The following is a 23,042-nucleotide window of genomic DNA, read 5'->3' as shown; positions in this document are numbered from 1 at the left end:
CATGCGTCTCATACGCGGCCGGCGTCCTGGACCGGGCATGCCTCTCGTACGGCGGGCGGGTGCCGTTCTCGCCCTGCTGGCCGGGACGTCCCTGCTCGCCCCGGCGCCCGCCTTCGCGGGCCCGCCCCAGGAGACAGCGCCCGCGGCCGAGTTGACGGTCCCGGAGAACGCGTATCTCCTCAAGCGCGGTGTGAGCCCCACCGGCGGCACCCGGATCTGGCTCGACCCGCAGCCCGCCGAGGGCCGCGCGAGTCAGGCCGGGGTGACCCTGGAGGTCGACGCGAGCGACCTGGACGGCATCGTCCAGCTGCGCACCCGCCGCGCCTGCGGCGACCACGCCTTCGGCGACACCCTCACGCTCACCTGCGACCTGGGCACGCTCACGGCCGGCAAGCGCAATGTCGTGGACGCCGTCTACATCGAGGCCGTGCACGGCGTGAAGCGCGGCAGCCACGGCGAGATCCGCTACACCTTCAGCGCGCCGGGCGCGAAGGACGTGACCTACACGTCCGAGCTGTCGATCGAGGGCCCCGACCTGCGGCCGCGGATCGAGCCGCTCCACGACGGCCTGAAGCCCGGCGCCCCGCACCGCTTCAAGCCCCGGCTCTTCAACGCGGGCAGGTCCACGGCCCGCGGATTCGGCGTGACATTCGCCGGCGCCACCCACTTCAGCTTTCCCGCGCAGTACCGCAACTGCCGTACCTCCGGCCACGCGATGAACTGCTGGTTCGACCAGGAACTCGAGCCCGGTACGGCCTACGAATTCGCCGACCCGGTCACCGTGGACGTCCCCGAGCACGTCATGACCAGCGAGTTCACCTACAAGCCCTACCTCCCTGGCCTCGTGGGCGAAGAAGTGAACGGGATGAACGGCGACCCCGGACTCCAGCAATGGCGGACGGGCTCGGGCCCGGAGCTGAAGGTGCGCCGCATCGAGGCACCCGCGCAGACATTCACCGACCGCTTCAACTTGGGAAAGGTCACCGTCCGTACCACCCAGACCTCGGACCTCCAGGTGAGCGCGGACCCCGTCGTGGGCACGACGGGCTCCACGGCGACCGCCGAGTTCCGCGTGCACAACGCGGGCCCGGGGCGCATGACCCGTACCGCGCTGCGTATCGCCGTACCCGAGGGCCTGAGCGTCATCGAGCCCACTCCGCCGCCGGACCCGGACAACGAGCTGGAGTGGGAGTGGGAGTGCGTCGTCAACGCACCGGGCGAGGTGATCTGCAACCCCGACCGCGCACTGGATCCCGGTGACAGCTGGCAGACCAGCCTCGAATTCCGGATCGACCGCCGCGTACGGGACGCGAAGGGCCTGCTCCAGGTGGTGCACAGCCCCGAGCGCCCGGCGAACGACGTCAAGCCCGCCGACAACACGGCCCCCATCGAGGTACGCGCCACCGGTGGCCCCCTGGTCGAGCCGACGCAAGCGGCCCCGACCCCGCTGCCGACGACCACCGCGAGCCCGAGCGCCGTGCCCGTCCCCGCCGCGGCCGGCACCGAGGCGGAGCGGACGGGGAAGACGGGCCCGGCGGTCGCGGTCGCGGCGGTACTCCTCGCGGCGGGCGGCTCGGGCTTCCTGATCCGCCGCGTACGGGCCCGGCGCCGCGCCCACCAATGAACCCTTAAACCTTTTTTGTCCGATTAGTGCGTATCGTCAGCCCATGCCCACGCCATACGGATCCCGCGGCGGCATGGCGTTCAGCGCAGACGAGCTGCGTGTGCTCCGAGGCGCCCTCGCCATCGCCCTGAAGACCGACCACGCCGGCGCCCCCGACGAGGCCCTGCTGCAGGACTGTCTGCGCCTCGCGGACAGCCTCGACGAAGCGGTACGCGAGAGCGAACGGCTGCGCGCGTTCCTCCTTGCCGACCTGGGCCGCTACCGCCAGGCGCTCCCCGGCTCCGCCTCCGGCTACCTCGAACTCCTCGCGGACGCCCTGGCCGCCGGCTACCGGCCGGACCCGGACGACCTCGCGGCCCTGCGCGCGCTGCGCGGCAACCCGGTCGCCGCGGCCCTCCTCGACCGCTGCCGCACCCTCGCCGAAGCCGCCGTACGGGCCAAGCTCTCCGGCCGCGGCGTCCCGCTCTCGCGCACCCGGCTGCTCGCCCTGCCCGGCGGCCGCGCGGCCGACGAGCCGCGGCCCGACCGTCCGCAGCCGCAGCGCCCCGCGCCCGCGCGCCCCGTGCCGACCCCGGCCGAGGTCTTCCCGCCCAAGCGCCACCCGGCACCCGCCCCGGCCGACCCGCCGCAGAAGCGCGCCGCGGGCTGACTACTCTGGAGGCATGGACTACGTCTCCGCGCTCGTGCCCCCGGTCGTGATGGCCGCCTTCTTCATCGCGCTCATCGTGACGATCGTGAAGACCCAGGGCGGCGACAAGAAGGCCAAGGAGGACGCGGCCGTGGACGCGGCGCTCGCCCGCGCCGAGGCCGCCCGCCAGGCCGGCATGGCGTCCGCGCAGACTCCCGAGACCCCGAAGGCCTGAGCTCCGAGGCTCAGGCCTTTTTGGCGCTCCAAGACGCACCAAAGACAGGCCATAGCGGACATTTCCCACTATTGTTCTGCTGTGCCTCGCCCCCTGGGAGAACTCGAAGACGCGGTCATGACGCGGGTGTGGAAGTGGAACCGCCCGGTGACCGTACGAGAGGTCCTCGAAGACCTTCAGCAGGAGCGGTCCATCGCGTACACCACGGTGATGACCGTTCTGGACAATCTCCATCAGAAGGGCTGGGTCCGCCGGGAAGCCGAGGGCCGCGCCTATCGATATGAGGCCGTCTCCACGCGTGCCGCGTACGCCGCCGCCCTGATGAACGAGGACTGGTCGCGCAGCGACAACCCCGCGGCCGCACTCGTCGCGTTCTTCGGGATGATGTCGCCCGAGCAGCGGGAAGCGCTCAGCGATGCGGTGCGCATCGTGCAGGGCCCGGACAACCCCCCGTCCGAAGAAGGCGGTCAAGGGCGATAGCGTCCGGACATGTCCGCCTTGAAAGCCGTCACCATCCGCCGCGCCCGCACTGCCGATGTTCCCGCAGTCCGCGAGCTCCTCGACTCCTACGTTCACGACGGCATCCTCCTCGACAAAGCGACGGTGACGCTTTATGAGGACATCCAGGAGTTCTGGGTCGCGGAACGTGATGACAACGCGAAGGTCGTGGGGTGCGGCGCCCTGCATGTGATGTGGGAAGACCTCGCCGAAGTGCGCACACTCGCGGTGAACGGCGAGGCCAGGGGCGCGGGAGTGGGGCACCAACTCCTCGCGAAGTTGCTGCAGACCGCGCGCTGGCTCGGAGTGCGCCGGGTTTTCTGTCTCACCTTCGAAGTCGAGTTCTTCGCGAAGCACGGTTTCGTGGAGATCGGCGAGACTCCGGTCGACGGTGATGTGTACAGCGAGCTGTTGCAGTCGGCGGACGAAGGCGTCGCCGAGTTCCTCGGTCTCGAACGAGTGAAACCGAACACCCTGGGCAACAGCCGGATGCTTCTGCATCTGTGATCAACGGCCCGATGTTTTTCGGGTGTTGTTCGTGAGCAGTGTTCCCGGGGCCGGACTTGAAGCCGCGACTATGGGGGCGCTATGCGGTGGCTATGTCCGAAACGCGCACGTTTCAAGGCTTCTTGAGCTCTCGCGTTCTCCCGGGGGTTTGTGTTTTCCCGGCAAAAGCGGTTTGCTTTCCGACGTACTCCAAGTACTCCAAATGCAGTTATCGATGAAAGGAAATCCGGTGGCACAGAAGGTTCAGGTCCTTCTTGTCGACGACCTCGACGGCGGCGAGGCCGACGAGACCGTGACGTTCGCGCTGGACGGCAAGACGTACGAGATCGACCTCACCACCGCCAACGCGGACAAGCTCCGTGACGCTCTCGCCCCGTTCGTCCAGGGCGGCCGCCGCACCGGTGGCCGGGCCTCGGGTGCGCGCGGCAAGGCGCGCGCCGCCGCGGTCGGCAGCGAGGACACCGCCGCGATCCGCGCGTGGGCCAAGGAGAACGGCTACGAGGTCAAGCCGCGCGGCCGCGTTCCCCAGGAGATCCGTGAGGCCTACCAGAAGGCCAACGGCTGAGCCGCGCTCAGCAGCCGGGCCCGGTGGCACTCCGTGGCCGCCGCGCTCACCAGGCGGACGAGATCGGGAACCGGCGACGCCGCATGCGAGCCCCCGAGAGCGGTGAGGGCCGGCAGGACCGGCTCCACCTCACACCCCGGCTCGGGGGGCCGCAGCCAGACGGCGGCTCCCCGCGGGTCCGGGACCGCGGACAGCGGCATCGCGGGCGGTAGCGGGGCGGCGGTCAGTCCGCCCGTGCCCACGGCCCGCAGGTCGAGGGCGAGCGAACCCCATTCGAGCCAGTCGAGCAGCCCCGGCAGCTCGTCGGCGCTTCCCGCCGCGACCAGGAACCGCATCGTGGCCCCGTGCAGCGCCACCGGGCCCGTCCCCCGCGCGCCGATCCGCGCGCACACCGCGTGACCCGCGGCGGCCGGCATCTCCAGTACGTCGAACCGCAGTCCCGTGCGCAGCCGCACCGGCGCACCGGGCGCGACCGCCCAGCCCAGCTCCTCCTCGTACCACCGCTGCACGCGGTCGCCCGTGAGGGGGCGGCGGGGGAGCGGGACGCGGAGTGCGTCTGTGGCGGAGGGGACCATGCCAGGAGCAACTCCCGGGAACCATCCAGGGTTACGCAGCGTTCTGTGTCGTGTACGGACGGTTCCCGGGCCGCGGTCGTCAAGGCCCTGGCGGGGGCGCAAGGGTGTTCGCCCGTAGCGGAGGGAACCGGGGTGCGCCGCATGGAGTGTCAGTGCCTGCGGGTAAGACATCCCTAGTGGGGAGGGGCGACACGCAGGGCAAGGGCGTCTCACGTTCGCCATCGGCGTACTGGAGGAAGGGGTAACTGCCTGGCCTGCGGGAACATCGTCTCGCACCATCGAGTTGGAGCAGTTGTCGGCTCTCGGGGCAGAAAAGCGCCCGAGGTTCTGGACCGGGTGTCGGCAGTTGGAATGAGCGGTCCCCGCTTGCGGGACTAAGCTGCGGAAGGACAGGGAGGGGACCGACCCCTTACTGCCTGACCGCTCTGAGGAGCGATTAACGATGTTCGAGAGGTTCACCGACCGCGCGCGGCGGGTTGTCGTCCTGGCTCAGGAAGAAGCCCGGATGCTCAACCACAACTACATCGGCACCGAGCACATCCTCCTGGGCTTGATCCACGAGGGCGAGGGTGTCGCCGCAAAGGCCCTGGAGAGCCTCGGCATTTCGCTTGAGGCGGTCCGCCAGCAGGTCGAGGAGATCATCGGTCAGGGCCAGCAGGCCCCGTCCGGTCACATCCCCTTCACCCCCCGTGCCAAGAAGGTCCTGGAGCTCTCGCTCCGCGAGGCCCTTCAGCTGGGCCACAACTACATCGGCACGGAGCACATCCTGCTCGGCCTGATCCGCGAGGGCGAGGGCGTCGCCGCCCAGGTCCTGGTCAAGCTGGGTGCAGACCTCAACCGGGTGCGGCAGCAGGTCATCCAGCTGCTCTCCGGTTACCAGGGCAAGGAGACCGCCACCGCCGGCGGCCCGGCCGAGGGCACGCCCTCGACCTCGCTCGTCCTGGACCAGTTCGGCCGCAACCTCACGCAGGCCGCGCGCGAATCCAAGCTCGACCCGGTCATCGGGCGCGAGAAGGAGATCGAGCGCGTCATGCAGGTCCTGTCGCGCCGTACCAAGAACAACCCGGTCCTGATCGGTGAGCCCGGCGTCGGCAAGACCGCCGTCGTCGAGGGCCTCGCCCAGGCCATCGTCAAGGGCGAGGTGCCCGAGACCCTCAAGGACAAGCACCTCTACACCCTCGACCTCGGCGCCCTGGTCGCCGGCTCCCGCTACCGCGGTGACTTCGAGGAGCGCCTGAAGAAGGTCCTCAAGGAGATCCGCACCCGCGGCGACATCATCCTGTTCATCGACGAGCTCCACACCCTCGTGGGTGCGGGTGCCGCCGAGGGCGCGATCGACGCCGCCAGCATCCTCAAGCCGATGCTGGCCCGCGGTGAGCTCCAGACCATCGGTGCGACCACGCTCGACGAGTACCGCAAGTACCTGGAGAAGGACGCCGCGCTCGAGCGCCGCTTCCAGCCCATCCAGGTCGCGGAGCCGTCGCTGCCGCACACCATCGAGATCCTCAAGGGTCTGCGCGACCGCTACGAGGCCCACCACCGTGTCTCCATCACGGACGAGGCGCTCGTGCAGGCGGCCACGCTGGCCGACCGGTATATCTCGGACCGCTTCCTGCCGGACAAGGCGATCGACCTGATCGACGAGGCCGGCTCCCGGATGCGCATCCGCCGGATGACCGCGCCGCCGGACCTCCGCGAGTTCGACGAGAAGATCGCGGGCGTGCGCCGCGACAAGGAGTCGGCCATCGACTCCCAGGACTTCGAGAAGGCAGCGTCTCTCCGTGACAAGGAGAAGCAGCTGCTCGCCGCGAAGGCCAAGCGCGAGAAGGAGTGGAAGGCCGGCGACATGGACGTCGTCGCCGAGGTCGACGGCGAGCTGATCGCCGAGGTCCTCGCGACCGCCACCGGCATCCCGGTCTTCAAGCTGACCGAGGAGGAGTCCTCGCGTCTGCTGCGCATGGAGGACGAGCTCCACAAGCGCGTCATCGGCCAGACCGACGCCGTCAAGGCGCTGTCGAAGGCGATCCGTCGTACGCGTGCGGGCCTCAAGGACCCGAAGCGTCCCGGTGGTTCGTTCATCTTCGCCGGTCCGTCCGGTGTCGGTAAGACGGAGCTGTCGAAGGCGCTCGCCGAGTTCCTCTTCGGCGACGAGGACGCGATGATCTCCCTCGACATGTCGGAGTTCAGCGAGAAGCACACCGTCTCGCGTCTCTTCGGTTCGCCTCCCGGCTACGTCGGGTACGAAGAGGGCGGCCAGCTGACCGAGAAGGTCCGCCGCAAGCCGTTCTCCGTGGTCCTCTTCGACGAGGTCGAGAAGGCCCACCCGGACATCTTCAACTCGCTCCTGCAGATCCTGGAGGACGGTCGTCTGACCGACTCCCAGGGCCGCGTCGTGGACTTCAAGAACACGGTCATCATCATGACGACCAACCTTGGAACCCGTGACATCTCCAAGGGCTTCAACCTGGGCTTCGCGGCCCAGGGCGACACGAAGACCAACTACGAGCGCATGAAGAACAAGGTCTCGGACGAGCTCAAGCAGCACTTCCGGCCCGAGTTCCTCAACCGTGTCGACGACGTCGTCGTCTTCCCGCAGCTCACGCAGGACGACATCCTCAAGATCGTCGACCTGATGATCGACAAGGTGGACGAGCGCCTGAAGGACCGGGACATGGGCATCGAGCTCTCCCAGTCCGCCAAGGAGCTCCTCTCCAAGAAGGGCTACGACCCGGTCCTGGGCGCGCGGCCGCTGCGCCGCACGATCCAGCGCGAGGTCGAGGACACCCTCTCGGAGAAGATCCTCTTCGGCGAGCTGCGCCCCGGTCACATCGTGGTCGTGGACACGGAGGGCGAGGGCGACAACGCCACCTTCACCTTCCGCGGCGAGGAGAAGTCGGCCCTGCCGGACGTCCCGCCGATCGAGTCGGCCACGGGCGGCTCGGGTCCGAACCTGACGAAGGACGCGTAAGCGCCCGGTAGCTCAGGTCAGCTGAACGGCAAGAAGGGGCGGGCCCCGGAACCTCGGTTCCGGGGCCCGCCCCTTTGTCCTGCAGCACGAAGCCCCCGGTGACCAGAGGTCACCGGGGGCTTCGTCGGCCGGGCTGGGCCAGGGGTCAGACGGTCTCCGCTACGGCCGCCTTGTCCCGCGTGTCCAGAGGAGCGTCCCCACCCTCCTCGGATGCCTCGGCCGGCTTCGGGCCCGCTCCCTTGAGCGGGATCTCCTTGACGAAGAAGGCGGCGACCAGCGCGATCACCGTGATGCCGGCACCGAGCAGGAAGGCGATGTGGGTGCCGGAGGAGACCGCCACCTCGTACGCGTCCTTCATGGCGGCCGGGAGGGCCTTCACCTGCTCCGGGGTGAGCTGGGCGTTCTGGAGTTCCGCGGCGCCGCTGGAGGCCATCTTGTCCAGGACCCGGCTGTTGAACAGCGCGCCCATGATGGCCACGCCGAAGGACGAGCCGAGCGTGCGGAACAGGGTGGCCGAGGACGAGGCGACGCCGATGTCCTTCATCTCGACGCTGTTCTGGGCGACGAGCATCGTGATCTGCATCAGGAAGCCCATGCCCGCGCCGAGCACCGCCATGTAGACACCGGAGGTGAGCTGCGAGGTCCCGGTGCCCATCGTCGAGAGCAGGTACATGCCGACGACCATCAGGGCGCCGCCGATGATCGGGAAGATCTTGTACTTGCCGGTGTTGGTGGTGACCCGGCCGACGACCAGCGAGACGACCATCATCGAGAGCAGCATCGGCAGGAGCAGCAGACCGGAGTTGGTGGCCGTGACGCCCTGGACGGACTGCTGGTAGAGCGGCAGGAACAGGGTCGCGCCGAACATCACGAAGCCGACCAGGAAGCCGATGACGGCCATCAGCGAGAAGTTGCGGCTGCGGAAGATGTGCAGCGGCAGGATCGGCTCGGCGGCCTTGGTCTGCGAGTAGACGAAGGCCACGAGGGAGGCGACGCCGAGGGCGGCGAGGCCGATGATCTGGCCCGAGCCCCACGCGTACTCCGTACCGCCCCAGGTCGTGACGAGGACGATCGAGGTGATGCCGACGGTCAGGAGCACGGCGCCGAGATAGTCGATCCGGGCCTCGGAGCGCTTCTTCGGCAGGTGCAGCACGGCGGTGATGGCGACGAGGGCCAGGGCGCCGAGCGGGATGTTGATGTAGAAGGTCCAGCGCCAGCTCAGGTGGTCGGTGATGACGCCGCCGACCAGCGGGCCGCCGATCATGGCGAGCGCCATGACGCCGGCCATCATGCCCTGGTACTTGCCGCGCTCGCGCGGCGGGATCAGATCGCCGATGATCGCCATGACACCGACGATCAGACCGCCGGCGCCCAGGCCCTGGATGGCGCGGAAGCCGATCAGCTGGCCCATCGTCTGGGCCACACCGGAGAGTCCGGAGCCGATCAGGAAGATCACGATGGACGTCAGGAACGTGCCCTTGCGCCCGTACATGTCGCCGAGCTTGCCCCAGATCGGGGTGCTCGCGGCGGTGGCGAGCGTGTAGGCGGTGACCACCCACGAGAGGTGCTCCAGGCCGCCCAGCTCACCGACGATCGTCGGCATCGCGGTGCCGATGATCATGTTGTCCAGCATCGCGAGCAGCATGGCGAGCATCAGTGCCATGAGCACGACGCGGACGCTCCGCTGCTTCGGTTCCTTCTCTGCCATGTCCTGCGGGGCCATCCCCGTACTCTGCGCAGCCATCCCCATCACTTCCCTGACTCCGGCACTTACTTGCCGCCCGGCTAGTTCGCTACGATGTGAAGGTAGCCGGGCAACTAGCCGGGCGTCAAGTAAGTTTGGATCCACCCTTGGACCTAGGGCCACAGCCCTTGGGGTAGGCAGGAGAGAGCCATGAGCAGCAGCACGCGGCAGCCCCGTCGGGGTGACACGCGAGGACGCATCCAGGACGTCGCGCTGGAACTCTTCGCCGAGCAGGGGTACGAGAAGACCTCGCTGCGCGAGATCGCCGAACGTCTGGACGTCACCAAGGCGGCGCTCTACTACCACTTCAAGACCAAGGAAGACATCCTGATCAGCGTCTTCGAGGACCGCACGCGGCCCATCAGGGAGCTGGTGGAGTGGGGCGAGGCGCAGCCGCACGGCCTGGAGACCAAGAAGGAGGTCCTGCGGCGCTACAGCGGGATCGTGATGGACGCGGGCCCGATCTTCCGCTTCATGCAGGAGAACCAGGCGACGGTACGGGAGCTGAGCATCGGCGAGATGTTCAAGGACCGGATCTTCGAGCTGATGGCGATCCTCAAGGAGCCCGACGCGCCCCTCGCCGACCAGGTGCGCTGCATCAGCGCGCTGATCACGATGCACGCCGGCAACTTCCACCTCCAGGACGCCGAAGGCGACCCCGAGGAGAAGCGTGCTGCCGTCCTCGAGGTCGCCGTCGATCTCGTCACCCAGGCCCACGCGGGGCAGGGCGAGAAGTAGTTCAGTTGTCAGGCGGGCTGCCGGGCCCGGTGCGTCAGACCGTGACGCCGAGCGAGCGCAGGTAGGCGACCGGGTTGATCGCGGAACCGTAGTTCGGGGTCGTACGGATCTCGAAGTGCAGGTGCGGACCGCTGGAGTTGCCGGTGTTGCCGGACAGGGCGATCTGCTGGCCGGTCTTGACCTGCTGGCCGGGCTTCACCTGGACCTTGGACAGGTGGGCGTACTGCGAGTACTTGCCGTTGGCGTGCTTGATCACGACGGCGTTGCCGTACGCGGGGCCGTCACCGGCGCCGTTCGGGCCGGCCTTGACGACCGTACCGGCGTGCACGGCGTCGACCGGGGTGCCGATCGGCACGGCGAAGTCCTGGCCGGAGTGCTTGTGGGCCCACATGCCGCCGGCCTGCGCGTAGCTGGCGGACAGCGTGTACTTCTTGACCGGGTCCGTCCAGCCGGCGGCCTTCTTGGCCGCGGCCTGCTGGACGGTGCCCGCCTGGGGTGCTGCGCTTGCGGCCCCTGCTCCGAGCAGCGTGGTCGCTGCCATGCCCGCCGTGACCGCGGCGGCGGCGACACGGGTACGGGTGAACAGGGGGCCGGGTATGTGGGTCTTCGCGCGCTTCGACATTCGCTTTTCCTCCAGGGGGCTGTGCTCACGACGGGGACGGAGCTTGGCCTGACATGAACGGACCCGGTCGAGGAGGTCCAGGTGCGGACCGCACGGCCGGGGTGGCCATCCCTTGGTAACCCGACGGGACGCTCCCGCCCAAACCCCCCATCTACTACGCAAGCTCGTAAACCGGGTGAGGGCTGCCCGACTCTTGACGGCCTCTTGTGCCGGTCATGCCGGTTCGCCGGTTTTCGCCGCAAACTTTCTGTCAGGGGCGTTTAAGCGCACTTCGCGGCAGCGGGCGGGGCGAGATTCGGGGCGCCATCCCTTGGTCAGGGGCAAATAGGACATATAGCGCGACGCTCGTGGGTCGAAGGTCCCGAACCGGAAGTCCCGGCGTTCCACTATTCCGGGTAGTACCGGACAAAACGCCTGTGCGTCATGTCACCAGCGGGGGGAACGCGTTGAGACCTGGGTCACCGGGAAAGCCCGGTTCCCGCCCGGACGAGGGGCTATTTCTGCGGCGGCAGCTGAAGGATCGGGAAGCTGCCCGTGTTCGTCGGTGCGTGTTCCGGCAGCCACAGCACCGCCACCGCCCCCTCGGCCGGCCCGCCCTCGGCCCCGACATTGCGGAACGTGAGCCGCGCGCCGAGCACCCGTGCCTGGCCCGCCGCGATGGTCAGACCCAGGCCGTGCCCGTGCCCGGCCCGGTCGCTGCTGCCCGTACGGAACCGGCTCGGGCCGTCCGCGAGCAGCTCCGGCGGGAAACCGGAGCCGTGGTCGCGGACCCGGATCACCCGGCCCTCGACGAAGACCTCGATGGGCCCCTTGCCGTGCTTGGACGCGTTGGCGAGCAGATTGCCGATGATCCGCTCCAGGCGCCGGGGGTCGCTCGTGACCTCCGATTCGTGCAGCACCTGCACGCTGACCTCGGGATACGCGGCCGCCACCCGGCGCCGTACGAACTCGCCGAGCACCAGGTCCTGCAGCTCGGCCCGTTCCGAGGCGCCGTCGAGCCGCGCCACCTCCAGGACGTCCTCGACCAGGGTGCGCAGCGCCTGCGCGCGGTCCTTGACCAGCTCGCTGGGACGGCCCGGCGGCAGCAGCTCGGCCGCGGTCAGCAGGCCCGTGACCGGGGTGCGCAGCTCGTGCGCGATGTCGGCGGTGACCCGGCGCTCTGCCTCGTACCGCTGCTTGAGCGCGTCGGCCATCGCGTCCACCGCGCTCGCCAGATCGTCGGTCTCGTCGCGTACGACACCGCCGATGGCCTCGCGGACCCGTACCTCCGTCTGCCCCTGCGCCACCTTGTTCGCCGCGGTCGCCGCCTTGCGCAGCCGGCGCGAGAACTGGCCGCCGATCATCACGCCGAGCGCGCTGCCGCCGACGACCACCGCGATCGAGCCGATCACGAGCGCCTGGTCGAGGTCGCTCATGATGCTTGCGCTGCGGTCGGTGAACTTGCTGCGCAGGGAGAGGACGTGCCCGTCGCCCACCGGGGTCGCCGCCCAGATGTCCGGAGGTCCGCTCTCGCTCTCCTGGACATACGTGGCGCGCCGGCCCTCGGCGGCCTTCTCCTTCAGCTCGGCGGGCAGCTCCGGGTCGTCGAGCTGCGCGTTGAACTGGGTGCGCTTGGTCGTCTCGTAGATCCGCTGGGCGAAGACGATCCGCTCGTCCTGCACATCGCGTGCGCTGTCCAGCATCGAGACCTTCGCCGCGTTGTGCACGACAAGGCTGAGCGTGATTGCGACAAGCGCCCCGACCAGGGCGATGGCGACGCTGAGCTTCCAGCGCAGGCCCGTGTGCAGACCACGGCGCAGCCGCGAGGTCAGCGCGCCGAAGCGGTCGGCACACGGCGAGTCGGCAGCAGGAATCCGGCTCGTCCCCGGAGCAGGCCTGCGTACCGCCCCCCGAGCCCCCGTACGGTTCATCCCTTGAGCTTGTATCCGAAGCCGCGGACCGTCTCGATCCGGTCCTGGCCGATCTTCGTGCGCAGCCGCTGCACGTGCACGTCGACGACGCGGGTGTCGCCGCCCCAGCCGTAGTCCCAGACGCGCTCCAGGAGCTTGTCGCGGGACAGGACGGTGCCCGGGGCGTGCGAGAACTCCAGGAGGAGGCGCATCTCGGTCGGGGTCAGGGCGACGTGCTCGCCGGCCTTGCGGACCTCCATGCCCTCGGTGTCGATCTCCAGGTCGCCGAAGCTGAGCACTCCGTTGCTTGCCCCGAGGGCCTCTTCGCCGGGCGAGCCGCCGGCGCCGGGCCCGCCCGCGTGCCCGAAGCGGCGCAGGACCGCACGGATCCGGGCGACCAGGACGGCGCCGTCGAAGGGCTTCGTGACGTAGTCGTCGGCGCCCGCCTCCAGGCCGAGGACCACGTCGATGGAGTCGGCACGCGCGGACAGCATGATCACCGGCACGGTGGACTCGTCGCGGATCCGGCGGCACAGCGAGACGCCGTCCAGGCCCGGCACCATCACGTCGAGCAGCGCGATGTCGGGCTGGTCGGCGCGGAACGCCTCCAGGCCCGAGAGGCCGTCGGGCATGGCGGTGACATGGAAGCCGTCGCGCTCGAGGGCGAGCTGTGTGGCCTCGCGGATGACGTCGTCGTCCTCGACGAACAGGACCCGCGTCTTGCTCTGTTCGGCCATCGCCTGTCTCAGTTCTCCTCGGGCGCGGCCTCGGCGTCCGGACCGTTCACCGCGCTGCTGTAGTCGTTGTGCAACCGGTCCGTCTCGACGAACCGGTTCCCCTGCCAGCGGTACGTCACGACTTCCTCGCTGGAAGGGAAGGCCACCGGATCGCCCTTGTCGTACAGCTGCTGGGTGATGACAAGGTCGCCCCGGTCGATCTCCCCGTACACCGGGGGTTCCTCGGCCTTGAAGACATTCTGGTACTTCTTGCCGTCCGGGCGATACACGTACGAGCCCACGCCGATCGCATCGCCGCAGGTCATCACGTTCACCACGACGTCGTCGGACGATCCCCCGGTCAGGTTGCCGTAGGTGACGTCGACGGGATACGTGTCCTTGAAGCAGGGCTCGAGATCGGCCCGTACCCGCGGGCTGACCGTCGGATCGTCCTTGACCAGGGCGACCGCGTCCACGGCCTTCATCCGCTCCTCGGCCGGCACCGGCGACGCGCTCGGCTTCGGCGGCGACTCGGCCACCCGGGCCGCCCCCTCGTCACGGGTCCCGGTGCCCCCGGTGCCGCAGGCCGACAGGGCCGCGCCGCACAGGGCGAAGGCGGCGGTCACCGCCGCCGTACGACTGGCTAGGCCGCGCAACGCTCCTGCTCCTCACGCTCCAGGAACCGCCCGTCGAGGTCCCGGCTCTCCAGCTCCTGGCGGAGCCGGGCGAGCGCGCGGTGCAGCGTGCTCTTGACGGTCCCTGCGGACATGCCGAGCGCCTCGGCCGTCTCCTCGGTGGACATCTGCTCCCAGTGTCGCAGCACGACCACGCTGCGCTGCTTCGGGGCGAGCACCTTGAGGACGTCCATCAGGAGGGCGCGGTCGGCGTGCTGCTCGGTGGAGTCGTCCATGCCGGTCTCGGGCAGCTGCTCGGTCGGCACTTCCTCCAGGCGGCGGGCGCGCCACCACTCCGTACGCGTGTTGATCATGACGCGGCGCAGATAGGCGTCGGCGAGCCGCTTGTCGGCGATGCCGTCCCAGCGGTGGTACGTACGGACCAGAGCGGTCTGCAGCAGGTCCTGGGCGTCGACCGGGTCGGGCACGAGACGGCGTGCGCTGCGCAGCAGGGCGTCCTGCCGGGTGCGGACGTACTCCTCGAATTCGAGCACCTCGCCGTGCGCCATTCCAACCGCCTCCGTTCACCCAAGCCAGAAGTCCCGCCGTGGAACCGGACCTTGCCGCGCTCCATCCACGAAGCTACGGAGGCGGTGTAACGGGGATTCACGGACGAGCCTGCGGTGGCAGCACGGCTGTCCCTCGGTTGTGTAACGGAAGTACGCAGCGGTTAAAGGGGTGCCGTTTCTGTCCGTTTTCGCTCCGCATCGCTCTGGCACATTGCGGCCATGCCCGGTTGCGGCCACGAAGTTCCCTTGAAGGCCCGTTCCGGCGGCTCCGATACTTCCCCGGCAAGCAGCACGCCCCTTCGAAAAAGGATGCATGTGCGAAGCCAGGCAAGAAAGCCCGCCCTCGTCGCCATGGCCGCCACCGCGGTCCTCGCGATGACCGCAGGAGCCGCCCCCTCGGCCACCGCCGGGCCCGGGGCGCCCCCGACCTCCGCGAGCGCGAAGCCCGTCCACCGGGTCCAGCTGATCACCGGAGATCTCGTCGAGCTCAGCGACGGCCGCGTCTCCGGGATCACCCCGGCCAAGGGCCGCGAGGACATCCCGGTGTCGGTCCGTACCGTCGGCGGCCACCAGTACGTGGTGCCGCTCGACGCCCAGCGTCTGATCTCCGACGGCAGGCTGGACCGGCGCCTCTTCGACGCGACGACGCTCGGCTCGGCCGCCTCCCGCAAGGCGTACAAGAGCGGTCTGAAGCTGATCGTCGGCTACAAGGCCACGGCGGACACCGCGCGTACGCAGGTGGACGAGGCGGGCGGCACGAAGGTGCGCCGGACCCTCAAGTCCCTGAACGCCGAGGCCGTCACGACGCCCGCCGCGGACCTGCCCGCGCTGTGGGAGGCCGTCACGGGCGACGGCGACAACGCTGTCAGCAGGACGGCCGCCGCCGGGATCTCCAAGATCTGGCTCGACGGCCAGGTCAAGGCCCAGCTCGACGTCTCCGTCCCGCAGATAGGCGCCGACAAGGCGTGGGCGGCCGGGTACGACGGCAAGGGCGTGAAGGTCGCCGTCCTCGACACGGGTGTGGACGAGACCCATCCGGAGCTCGCCGGTCAGCAGCTGGTCGAGAAGAACTTCTCCACATCGGCCGACACCAAGGACCACCAGGGCCACGGAACGCACGTCGCCTCGACGATCGCGGGCAAGGGCGTTCAGTACAAGGGTGTCGCCCCTGGTGTGCAGATCATCGACGGCAAGGTCCTCAACGACCAGGGCAGCGGCTCCGAGTCGGACATCATGGTGGCGATCGAGTGGGCGGCCGGTCAGGGCGCCGACATCGTCAACATGAGCCTCGGCGGCCCCGACAGCCCCGGCGTCGACCCGCTCGAAGAGGTCGTCAACACCTACACCGAGCAGGGCGTCCTCTTCGCCATCGCGGCGGGCAACGAAGGCCCCGACGAGAAGACCGTCGGCTCCCCGGGCGCCGCCGAAGGCGCGCTCACCGTCGCGGCCGTCGACAAGAGCGACAAGCTCGCCGACTTCTCCAGCCGCGGCCCGCTCGTCGGCGACGCGGGCATCAAGCCCGACGTCTCCGCGCCCGGCGTGGACATCACGGCGGCCTCGGCCCCGGGCAACTCGATCGCCGCCGAGGTGGGCGAGAACCCGCCGGGCTACATGACCATTTCGGGTACGTCGATGGCCACCCCGCACGTCGCGGGCGCCGCCGCCCTGCTCAAGCAGCAGCACCCGACGTGGAAGGCCGCCGAGCTCAAGGGCATCCTCACCGCGTCCACCAAGGACGTCGGCTACGCCGCGTTCGAGCAGGGCTCGGGCCGGATCCAGTCCGACAAGGCGCTCGCGCAGACCGTCCACGCGACCCCCGTCTCCCTGGACTTCGGCACGGCCGCCTATCCGCACGAGGACGACGAGCCGGTCACCAAGACCCTCACGTACAAGAACGAGGGCACGAGCGACGTCACGCTCGACCTGACGGTGAGCGGCAAGGGTCCCGAGGGCGCCGCAGCTCCCGAGGGCATGTTCGAGGTCGCTCCGGCGCAGATCACCGTCCCCGCGGGCGGCACCGCCGAGGCCACCGTCACCGCCGACACCAAGGTCGAGGCGCCGAACGGGGCGTACAGCGGGGCGGTCGTGGCGAGCGACGGCTCGCAGAGCGTGCGCAGCGCGTTCACGGTCAACCGTGAAATCGCCTCCTACCCCGTGGAGTTGAAGCACCTGGGCCGCGACGGCCAGGCGGCGAAGCACTTCCAGACGTACGTGACCGAGCTGAGCCAGGAGTACGAGGTCGCCGAGTACGAGCTCGACGAGGCCAGCGACTCGACGACGATCCGGCTGCCGGCCGGTGAGTACACCGTCCAGTCCATGCTCATCGAGGACCGTTCCGACCTGTCCAAGGGCCTCGACTGGATCGCCCAGCCGAAGCTCGTGGTGACCGACAAGGGCGCCTCGCTCACGCTGGACGCGCGGACCACGAAGCCCGTGGACATCACGGTGCCCGACAGTGAGGCCAAGGGCAGCCAGGCCTTCATGGCGTACAGCGTGAAGAAGGGCTACCGGGAGAACCGGTTCGCCTGGCAGCTGGACTCGTACGACAACTTCCGCTCCGCGCACCTCGGTCCGGAGGTCACGGACGGCACGCTGAGCCAGATCTGGGACGCCGACTTCACCCAGGGCGACGACACCCAGTATTCGCTGATCTACGGAAACAAGGTCAGCCGCCTCGCCGACGGATTCACCAAGCACCCGCAGAAGAGCGACCTGGCCAAGCTCGACGTGGGCCTGGGCACGCTGGCCCCCGCCAAGACGGGCTGGCTGTCGGCGGGCGGCTCCGTGAAGGTCGCGGGCAGCTCGATGCAGGGCTTCACCGAGGGCGGGTTCACCGATGAGCTGCCGCGGCGCCACACCCTCTACCTGTCCACCGAGAACGACGCCACATGGACCCTGCACGGCGACCAGGTCGGCGACCCGTGGCCGAACGGCTGGCTGCCCACCGAGGTCGGCTACGTCAGCTTCTTCCAGAAGTACGAGGCCGGCCGGACCCAACGGGTGGACTTCAACACCGGAGTGCACGGGCCTGCGTTCGACGAGGAGCAGGGCGCCGGTATGCGGCGCTCCGGCGACACGCTCTACGCCTTCCTGGCCATGTTCTCGGACGGCGACGGCCACGAGATGGGCTTCGCCGACGTGGACCCGCCCACCGCGACCACGAAGCTGACCCGCGACGGCGAGGTGATCGCGGAGGGCGATGACGACCTCAGCTCGTTCTCCGTCCCACTGGCGCAGGAGGACAGCGAGTACACCCTCAGCACCTCCCAGGCCCGCGACCCGAAACTGTTCTCCGCGGCCACCCGCGTCGACGCCGAGTGGACCTTCCGCTCCAAGACCGGCGACAAGGGCGATGTGGCCGCCTCCGTGGTCCGCTTCCACCCGGACGTGGACCTGGAGTCGACGGTCAAGGCCCACCGCCCGCTGCTCATGCCGTACGAGATCCAGGGCTCGGCCGCGGGGGACAACCTCAAGTCGCTGAGGATCGAGGCCTCGTACGACGGCGGGAAGCACTGGGTCCCGGTCCCCGTCGTCCTCGGCAAGGCGGCACTGTTCGCCCCGGCGAAGGACAAGGGCGTGACGCTGCGCTCGACCGTCGTGGACAAGCAGGGCAACACGTCGAAGGTGACCGTGTACAACGCGTTCCTCGGCCGCTGATCCCTGCCCGATCCTCAGCTGTTCCCGGCTGTGCCCGGTTGTTCCACATGACACACGGCTGCGGCCGGACACCCACCAGGTGCCCGGCCGCAGCGCTGTCCGTGAGGGCCGCGCCCTACGTCAACGGCAACCGGTAGAGCCCACCCTCCATCGGCTCCACCAGACCATCCGCCACGAGACTGTCCAGCGCACGGGCCCGCTGCACCGGTTCGTCCCACACCCGGTCGAGCGCCGCCTGCGGTACGGGGGCGACGGCCGCGCGCAGGACGGCGAGCAGCTTGCCGCGGACCTGGCGGTCGGTGCCCGCGTACGTCTGGCCGCGGCGCGGCGGGCCCTCGTGCTCGGGCTTTCCGGCGCCGAGCCACGCGCACTGCGCGGCGATGGGGCACTTGCCGCACTCCTCGCCCTTCGCCGTGCACACCAGCGCGCCCAGCTCCATCGAGGCGGCGGCCCAGCGCGCGGCGGTCCGCTCCTCCTCGGGCAGCAGCTCGCGGGCGAGCCGGCGTTCGGCGGCGGTGGTGGCGTTCGGCGGGTAGCGCACGCCCGTCACGGCCCGGGCGAGGACCCGGCGCACGTTGGTGTCGAGCACGGCATGCCGCTGGCCGTACGCGAAGGAGGCGACGGCCGCGGCGGTGTACTCGCCGATGCCGGGCAGCGCGAGCAGTTGGGAGTGCTTCGACGGTACGTCGCCGCCGTGCCGCTCCGTTATGGCGACGGCGGCCCCGTGCAGCCGCAGCGCACGCCGCGGGTAGCCGAGCCGGCCCCAGGCGCGCACGGCTTCGCCGGGCGCCTCCTTGGCCAGGTCGGCGGGGCGCGGCCAGCGGGCGAGCCACTGCTCGTACACCGGGAGCACACGGCTGACCGGGGTCTGCTGCAGCATGAACTCACTGACCATCACGGCCCAGGCACCGGCGTCGGGACTCCGCCAGGGCAGATCACGGGCGTGACCGTCGAACCAGGCGATGACCTGGCGGTGCAGGACGTCGTGGCGGGCGTCGGAGTCGGCGGGGGACTCGGCGGGGGGTGTCTGGGGGGAGAGCGCAGTCGCAGTCATGACGCTTCGGATCCTCCCACGGACGGGACGTGGTGCGGGTGCACGGACGGTGCGGTGAGGCGTGTTGCCGGGTGCACGGCCGGGCGTGCCCGGGGGCGCGTTGCCGGGTGGGCGTGCCGGTCGGGCCGTCCGGCCGGATGCCTGACGCGTTAACCGGAGGGAGGGACGGCCTTAACCGGCCCGTTCCTACGGTCGGGGCATGCAGACCGCCCAGAGCCTCCCTGCCCTCGCGGCCCATCTCGGGCTCGACCTCGCCGCCGTGACCCTCCTGACCTTCGCCGTGTTCTACCCGCGCCACCGCAGGCGCGAGCTGGTGCCCGCGTATCTCGCCCTGAACGCCGCCCTGTTCGCGGTGGTCGCGGCCCTCGCGCGCGGCGGGACGGGAGGTGGGGCCGGTGGCGGGTTCGCCGTCGGGTTCGGTCTGTTCGGGGTGCTGTCGATCATCCGGCTGCGGTCGGACACCGTGCAGCACCAGGAGGTCGCGTACTACTTCACGACGCTCGTGCTCGGTCTGATCTGCGGACTGCCCGGGCTCGGCCTCGGCACCGCCGCCGCGCTGGCCGCGGTGCTCCTCCTCGTGGTGTACGCCGCCGACCACCCGCGCCTGTACGCCCGCGACCGCCGCAGCATCGTCACCCTGGACGTCGTGCACCGCGAACCGGCCGCGCTGCGCGCCGATCTGACCCGGCGGCTCGGCGACGTGCTCGGCTGGACGGTCCAGGAGGTGGACTACGTGCGGGACTTGATGGTCGTGGAGGTGCGCTACCGGCAGCCGCCGGCGGGCACCGGACCCGTCGAGCGCTCCGGGCCGATGCGCCCCGCCGGACACGCCCTGACCGCCGGCAGGCGCGCATGAACCCCGGCCTCCGGGCGGTCGACCGGGCCGCACTCGCCGCGCATGCCGTCCCGCTGGAGGAGGTCATCGCACGGGCGGAACTTCTCGCGCGCTTCGACCGGAGCTATCTGGTGCCGGCGGGCGTGTTCGAGGAGTTCGCGGCCCGGCTCACCGATCCGCGCCGCCGCGACGGGGGCTTCCGCGCGCTGTCCATCGGCGGCAGGCGCCGGTTCGCGTACCACTCGGTGTACTTCGACACCGGCGGGCTGCGCACGTTCCACGACCACCGGCAGGGGCGACGGCTGCGGTTCCGGGTGCGGGAGCGGCTCTACGTGGACTCCGGAGAGCGGCAGTTCGAGATCAAGCTGAAGGGGCGGCGCGGCGAGACCGTCAAACACCGCAGAAGGCTGCAGGACGCGGAACGGGCGCTGGACGGCGGCCGGTCGGCGTTTCTCGCGACGGTGCTCCGGGAGGCGTACGGCATCGAGGCTCCCACAGGGCTCACCCCCTCCCTCGTGACGGACTACCAGCGGGTCACGTTCGTGGCGGACGGACAGCGGGTGACCTGCGATGCCGGGCTCGTGGTGCGGGAAGCCGCGGCCGCGGGAGGGCGGGCGGTGGTGGCGGACTCCGGTCTCGTCCTGGTCGAGACGAAGACGCGCGGGCAGCTGACCGAAGCGGACCGGATGCTGCACTGGCTCGGGGTACGGGCGGCGGACTTCACGAAGTACGCGGCCGGGTTCGCGGCGCTCCGTCCCGGGCTCGGGGTCAACCGGTGGGCGCGGGTGGTGAGTGCGGTGTTTCCCGGGGCGCCCGTGTCTGCCCGGCCGTCCGGTCGGCCACCCGCGTCCGGTCGGCCACCCGCGTCCGGTCGGCCACCCGTGTCCCTTCGGCCACCCGCGTCCCGCCGGTCACCCTGGGGAACGTGAGCGTCACCACGGTGCCGTCCGGCGCTCCCCGGACCGCCGCGAAGGCGCCCCCGGCCTCCCGCGCCGTCCGGCCGGCGATGTCCAGGCCGAGCCCGGTGGAGCCCGCCCCGCTGGCACCGCGCTCGGTGACGTACGAGGCGGGGATGCCGGGGCCGTTGTCGCTCACGGTGAGTCGCGCCTCGGCCCCGGTCGCGGTGACCGCGACACGGAACGGGGTGCGGTGCGGGGTGTGATCGAGGACGTTGCCGATCAACGCGTCCAGCACGGCGGCCAGTTCGTCACCGGCGGCCGGGACCTCCACCGCCGAGCCTGGCACGTCGACCCGCACCGCGCGCCCCTGGTCCTCGGCCAACGGAAGCCAGAACGCGGTGCGTTCGCGCGCCACGGCCGCGAGGTCACCGCACGCGTGCGAGGTGTCCGTGAGCGGACGGCGCGCCTTGCGGATCACCTCGTCCACGCCCAGCTCCAGGGCGGTGACACCCGCCGCGATCCGCTCGGCCTCACCCGGGTCGCGCAGCCCTTCGGCGTCCAGGCGCAGGGCGGCGAGAGGGGTGCGCAGGCGATGCGCGAGATCGGCGGCGTTCTCGCGCTCGACGGCGAGGAGGTCGCCGATGCGGCCGGCGAGACGGTTCAGCTCGGCTGCGACAAGGCGTAGTTCCGCCGGGCCCTCGGGCTCGGCGCGCGCGGAGAGATCGCCCGTGGCCAGCTGCTCGGCGACCCCGGCGAGCCGGCGGGTGGCCCCCACGAGACGGGTGCCGAGCCGGTCGGCGATCAGCAGGGCGACCAGGAGCAGCCCCGCCCCGATCCCGCCGAACACGAACCACGACGCCAGCATGCCCTCGTACAGGCGGCTCTCGCTCAGCGTCACCCGTACGACGGCCGTACCGCCCTCGACGCCCTGCACCGGCACCAGGACCGTACGGCCGCCGGACGGCGGTGCGTACGTGAAGGCGCGGCCGGTGCGGGCCAGGCGGACCGCGTCGTCGATGCCGGCGCCGCGCGGGCCGACGATCTCGCCGTCGCCGAGGATCACCGAAGTGCCAGGCTGGGACGGGCCGTTGACCCCGGCCACGAGCGAGGCGGCGGTGTCCCGCCCGGACGGCGACCCGAGCGCGACCCCCACGCCCGACGCCAGCGACTGGGCGCGCGCGGTGGCCTCTGCGGTGGCGCGGTCGGCGGCGTGACTGCGGGCGAGGAGCGCGAGCGGGACGAGGAGGGCGACGAGGACCAGGGCGGTGGTGGCCGCGGTGAGCAGGAGCAGGCGGCGGCGCATGTCAGGGAGCCTCGGGAGGCGGGGGCGCCGGAGCGGTCAGCTTGATGCCCACCGTACGGACCGTGTGCAGATAGCGCGGCGCCTGCGCCGTCTCCCCCAGCTTCCGCCTCAGCCAGGACAGATGAACGTCCACGGTCTTGTCCGCACCCCCGAGCGGCTGCTGCCACACCTCGGCGAGCAGTTCGCGCCGCGACACCACCTGCCCCGGTCTCGCGGCCAGATGGGCGAGGAGATCGAACTCGCGCGGCGTCAGATCCAGAGGCCGGCCGTCGAGCACGGCCTCGCGCGTGGCCTGGTCTACGCTCAGCCCGCCGACGTGCAGCGGTTCCTCCGGTTCGGCGGCGCCCGCGCGGCGCAGCACCGCCTTGATCCGGGCGTCGAGCTGGGCCGCACCGAAGGGCTTGACGAGGTAGTCGTCCGCGCCCGCCCCGAGCAGCGCCACGATCTCCGGCTCCTCGTCGCGCGCCGTCGCCACGATCACCGGTACGTCGCTGACCGCGCGCAGCATCCGCAGCACCTGCGCGCCGTCCACGTCCGGCAGGCCCAGGTCGAGCACGACGAGATCGGGCGGTTCGGTCAGCGCCGCGTCGAGGCCGGCCATCCCGCCCGCCGCCGTGGCCACCGCGTGCCCCCGGTCGCGCAGGGCCCGCACCAGGGCCGCACGCAGCTGGTGATCGTCCTCGACGACCAGGAGATGGGGCATGTGCCCACGGTAATGAGGGAGTTGGGGCACGGCGACGTGCCGGACCGGCTCTTGTCCCGGCTTTAACCGGACGTTAGGGAACGCCGCGGCAGGCTGGCC

Annotated in this window: 20 protein-coding genes and 1 pseudogene; 11 read left to right on the top strand and 10 right to left on the bottom strand. The window is 70.5% G+C overall.

Going from position 1 to position 23,042, the window contains the following annotated elements; translation table 11 throughout:
- Positions 1-37 precede the first annotated feature (37 nt).
- The 6 genes from ACIBI4_RS17905 to ACIBI4_RS17880 all read left to right on the top strand — a co-directional run bounded on the left by ACIBI4_RS17905 (position 38) and on the right by ACIBI4_RS17880 (position 4,057).
- Positions 38-1,624: a hypothetical protein gene (locus ACIBI4_RS17905; protein WP_399204870.1), complete on the top strand. Its 1,587-nt coding sequence runs from the start codon at positions 38-40 to the stop codon at positions 1,622-1,624.
- Between the two features lie 43 nt (positions 1,625-1,667).
- The gene (locus ACIBI4_RS17900) at positions 1,668-2,273 is read left to right on the top strand and encodes a hypothetical protein (protein WP_399204869.1); all 606 of its coding nucleotides are present in this window, start codon (positions 1,668-1,670) and stop codon (positions 2,271-2,273) included.
- A gap of 13 nt (positions 2,274-2,286) precedes the next feature.
- The gene (locus ACIBI4_RS17895; RefSeq protein WP_399204868.1) at positions 2,287-2,487 is read left to right on the top strand and encodes a hypothetical protein; all 201 of its coding nucleotides are present in this window, start codon (positions 2,287-2,289) and stop codon (positions 2,485-2,487) included.
- Positions 2,488-2,580: 93 nt separating this feature from the next.
- Positions 2,581-2,967 carry a BlaI/MecI/CopY family transcriptional regulator gene (locus tag ACIBI4_RS17890; protein WP_399205282.1) on the top strand — a complete coding sequence of 129 codons (387 nt, stop codon included), beginning with the start codon at positions 2,581-2,583 and terminating at the stop codon, positions 2,965-2,967.
- A 9-nt stretch (positions 2,968-2,976) separates the two neighbouring features.
- Positions 2,977-3,492: an amino-acid N-acetyltransferase gene (locus ACIBI4_RS17885; RefSeq protein ID WP_399204867.1), complete on the top strand. Its 516-nt coding sequence runs from the start codon at positions 2,977-2,979 to the stop codon at positions 3,490-3,492.
- Positions 3,493-3,721: 229 nt separating this feature from the next.
- Entirely contained in the window at positions 3,722-4,057 is a 336-nt protein-coding gene (locus ACIBI4_RS17880) for an Lsr2 family protein (RefSeq protein ID WP_399204866.1), read from the top strand.
- Here ACIBI4_RS17880 and ACIBI4_RS17875 read toward each other — a convergent pair.
- The gene (locus tag ACIBI4_RS17875; RefSeq protein WP_399204865.1) at positions 4,036-4,632 is read right to left on the bottom strand and encodes an SCO3374 family protein; all 597 of its coding nucleotides are present in this window, start codon (positions 4,630-4,632) and stop codon (positions 4,036-4,038) included. The genes ACIBI4_RS17880 and ACIBI4_RS17875 overlap by 22 nt on opposite strands.
- A 442-nt stretch (positions 4,633-5,074) precedes the next feature.
- Here ACIBI4_RS17875 and ACIBI4_RS17870 point away from each other — a divergent pair, with 442 nt between their 5' ends.
- Positions 5,075-7,600 (top strand): ATP-dependent Clp protease ATP-binding subunit, encoded by a 2,526-nt coding sequence (locus ACIBI4_RS17870; protein WP_399204864.1) that lies wholly within the window; start codon positions 5,075-5,077, stop codon positions 7,598-7,600.
- Between the two features lie 145 nt (positions 7,601-7,745).
- Here ACIBI4_RS17870 and ACIBI4_RS17865 read toward each other — a convergent pair whose 3' ends face one another.
- Positions 7,746-9,344: an MDR family MFS transporter gene (locus tag ACIBI4_RS17865; protein ID WP_399204863.1), complete on the bottom strand. Its 1,599-nt coding sequence runs from the start codon at positions 9,342-9,344 to the stop codon at positions 7,746-7,748.
- Positions 9,345-9,494: 150 nt separating this feature from the next.
- On the opposite strand from ACIBI4_RS17865, the gene ACIBI4_RS17860 reads away from it, so the two are divergent.
- A complete protein-coding gene (locus ACIBI4_RS17860) occupies positions 9,495-10,082 on the top strand; it encodes a TetR/AcrR family transcriptional regulator (RefSeq protein ID WP_399204862.1) in 588 nt (195 codons plus the stop codon).
- A 34-nt stretch (positions 10,083-10,116) separates the two neighbouring features.
- Here the strand turns inward: ACIBI4_RS17860 and ACIBI4_RS17855 are convergent, their stop codons facing one another.
- From ACIBI4_RS17855 to ACIBI4_RS17835, 5 genes are all read right to left on the bottom strand, one after another.
- Positions 10,117-10,704 (bottom strand): M23 family metallopeptidase, encoded by a 588-nt coding sequence (locus ACIBI4_RS17855; RefSeq protein ID WP_399204861.1) that lies wholly within the window; start codon positions 10,702-10,704, stop codon positions 10,117-10,119.
- A gap of 494 nt (positions 10,705-11,198) precedes the next feature.
- The gene (gene cseC / locus ACIBI4_RS17850) at positions 11,199-12,614 is read right to left on the bottom strand and encodes a two-component system sensor histidine kinase CseC (protein ID WP_399204860.1); all 1,416 of its coding nucleotides are present in this window, start codon (positions 12,612-12,614) and stop codon (positions 11,199-11,201) included.
- Entirely contained in the window at positions 12,611-13,330 is a 720-nt protein-coding gene (gene cseB, locus ACIBI4_RS17845) for a two-component system response regulator CseB (protein ID WP_399204859.1), read from the bottom strand. Before cseB ends, cseC begins: the two co-directional genes overlap by 4 nt.
- Positions 13,331-13,338: 8 nt before the next feature.
- Positions 13,339-13,965, bottom strand: a complete 627-nt coding sequence (locus tag ACIBI4_RS17840) for a hypothetical protein (RefSeq protein WP_399204858.1) — start codon at positions 13,963-13,965, stop codon at positions 13,339-13,341.
- Positions 13,953-14,492 (bottom strand): SigE family RNA polymerase sigma factor, encoded by a 540-nt coding sequence (locus tag ACIBI4_RS17835; RefSeq protein ID WP_399204857.1) that lies wholly within the window; start codon positions 14,490-14,492, stop codon positions 13,953-13,955. Before ACIBI4_RS17835 ends, ACIBI4_RS17840 begins: the two co-directional genes overlap by 13 nt.
- A 309-nt stretch (positions 14,493-14,801) precedes the next feature.
- Here ACIBI4_RS17835 and ACIBI4_RS17830 point away from each other — a divergent pair, with 309 nt between their 5' ends.
- Positions 14,802-18,149: a S8 family peptidase gene (locus ACIBI4_RS17830; protein WP_399204856.1), complete on the top strand. Its 3,348-nt coding sequence runs from the start codon at positions 14,802-14,804 to the stop codon at positions 18,147-18,149.
- 115 nt (positions 18,150-18,264) lie between these two features.
- Here the strand turns inward: ACIBI4_RS17830 and ACIBI4_RS17825 are convergent, their stop codons facing one another.
- Positions 18,265-19,203, bottom strand: a complete 939-nt coding sequence (locus tag ACIBI4_RS17825) for an A/G-specific adenine glycosylase (RefSeq protein WP_399204855.1) — start codon at positions 19,201-19,203, stop codon at positions 18,265-18,267.
- 199 nt (positions 19,204-19,402) lie between these two features.
- Between ACIBI4_RS17825 and ACIBI4_RS17820 the strand changes: the two genes are divergently transcribed.
- Both ACIBI4_RS17820 and ACIBI4_RS17815 read left to right on the top strand, forming a co-directional pair.
- The gene (locus ACIBI4_RS17820; RefSeq protein ID WP_399204854.1) at positions 19,403-20,059 is read left to right on the top strand and encodes a DUF4956 domain-containing protein; all 657 of its coding nucleotides are present in this window, start codon (positions 19,403-19,405) and stop codon (positions 20,057-20,059) included.
- Positions 20,056-20,967, top strand: coding sequence for a VTC domain-containing protein (locus ACIBI4_RS17815; RefSeq protein ID WP_399204853.1), 912 nt, complete (start codon positions 20,056-20,058; stop codon positions 20,965-20,967). The genes ACIBI4_RS17820 and ACIBI4_RS17815 overlap by 4 nt, the downstream gene beginning before the upstream one ends.
- A 46-nt stretch (positions 20,968-21,013) precedes the next feature.
- On the opposite strand, the pseudogene ACIBI4_RS17810 reads toward ACIBI4_RS17815, so the two are convergent.
- A pseudogene (locus ACIBI4_RS17810) lies at positions 21,014-21,802 on the bottom strand (sensor histidine kinase); the annotation flags it as partial.
- Positions 21,803-22,241: 439 nt separating this feature from the next.
- On the bottom strand, positions 22,242-22,943 hold the full coding sequence (locus tag ACIBI4_RS17805) for a response regulator transcription factor (RefSeq protein ID WP_399204852.1): 702 nt from the start codon (positions 22,941-22,943) through the stop codon (positions 22,242-22,244).
- Positions 22,944-23,042 lie beyond the last annotated feature (99 nt).

Origin of the sequence: Streptomyces sp. NPDC050418, from assembly GCF_044458745.1 — a bacterium.
GTDB lineage: Bacteria > Actinomycetota > Actinomycetes > Streptomycetales > Streptomycetaceae > Streptomyces.
Note: the sequence above shows the minus strand (reverse complement) of the source record. Positions and strands in the feature narration are given on the sequence as shown.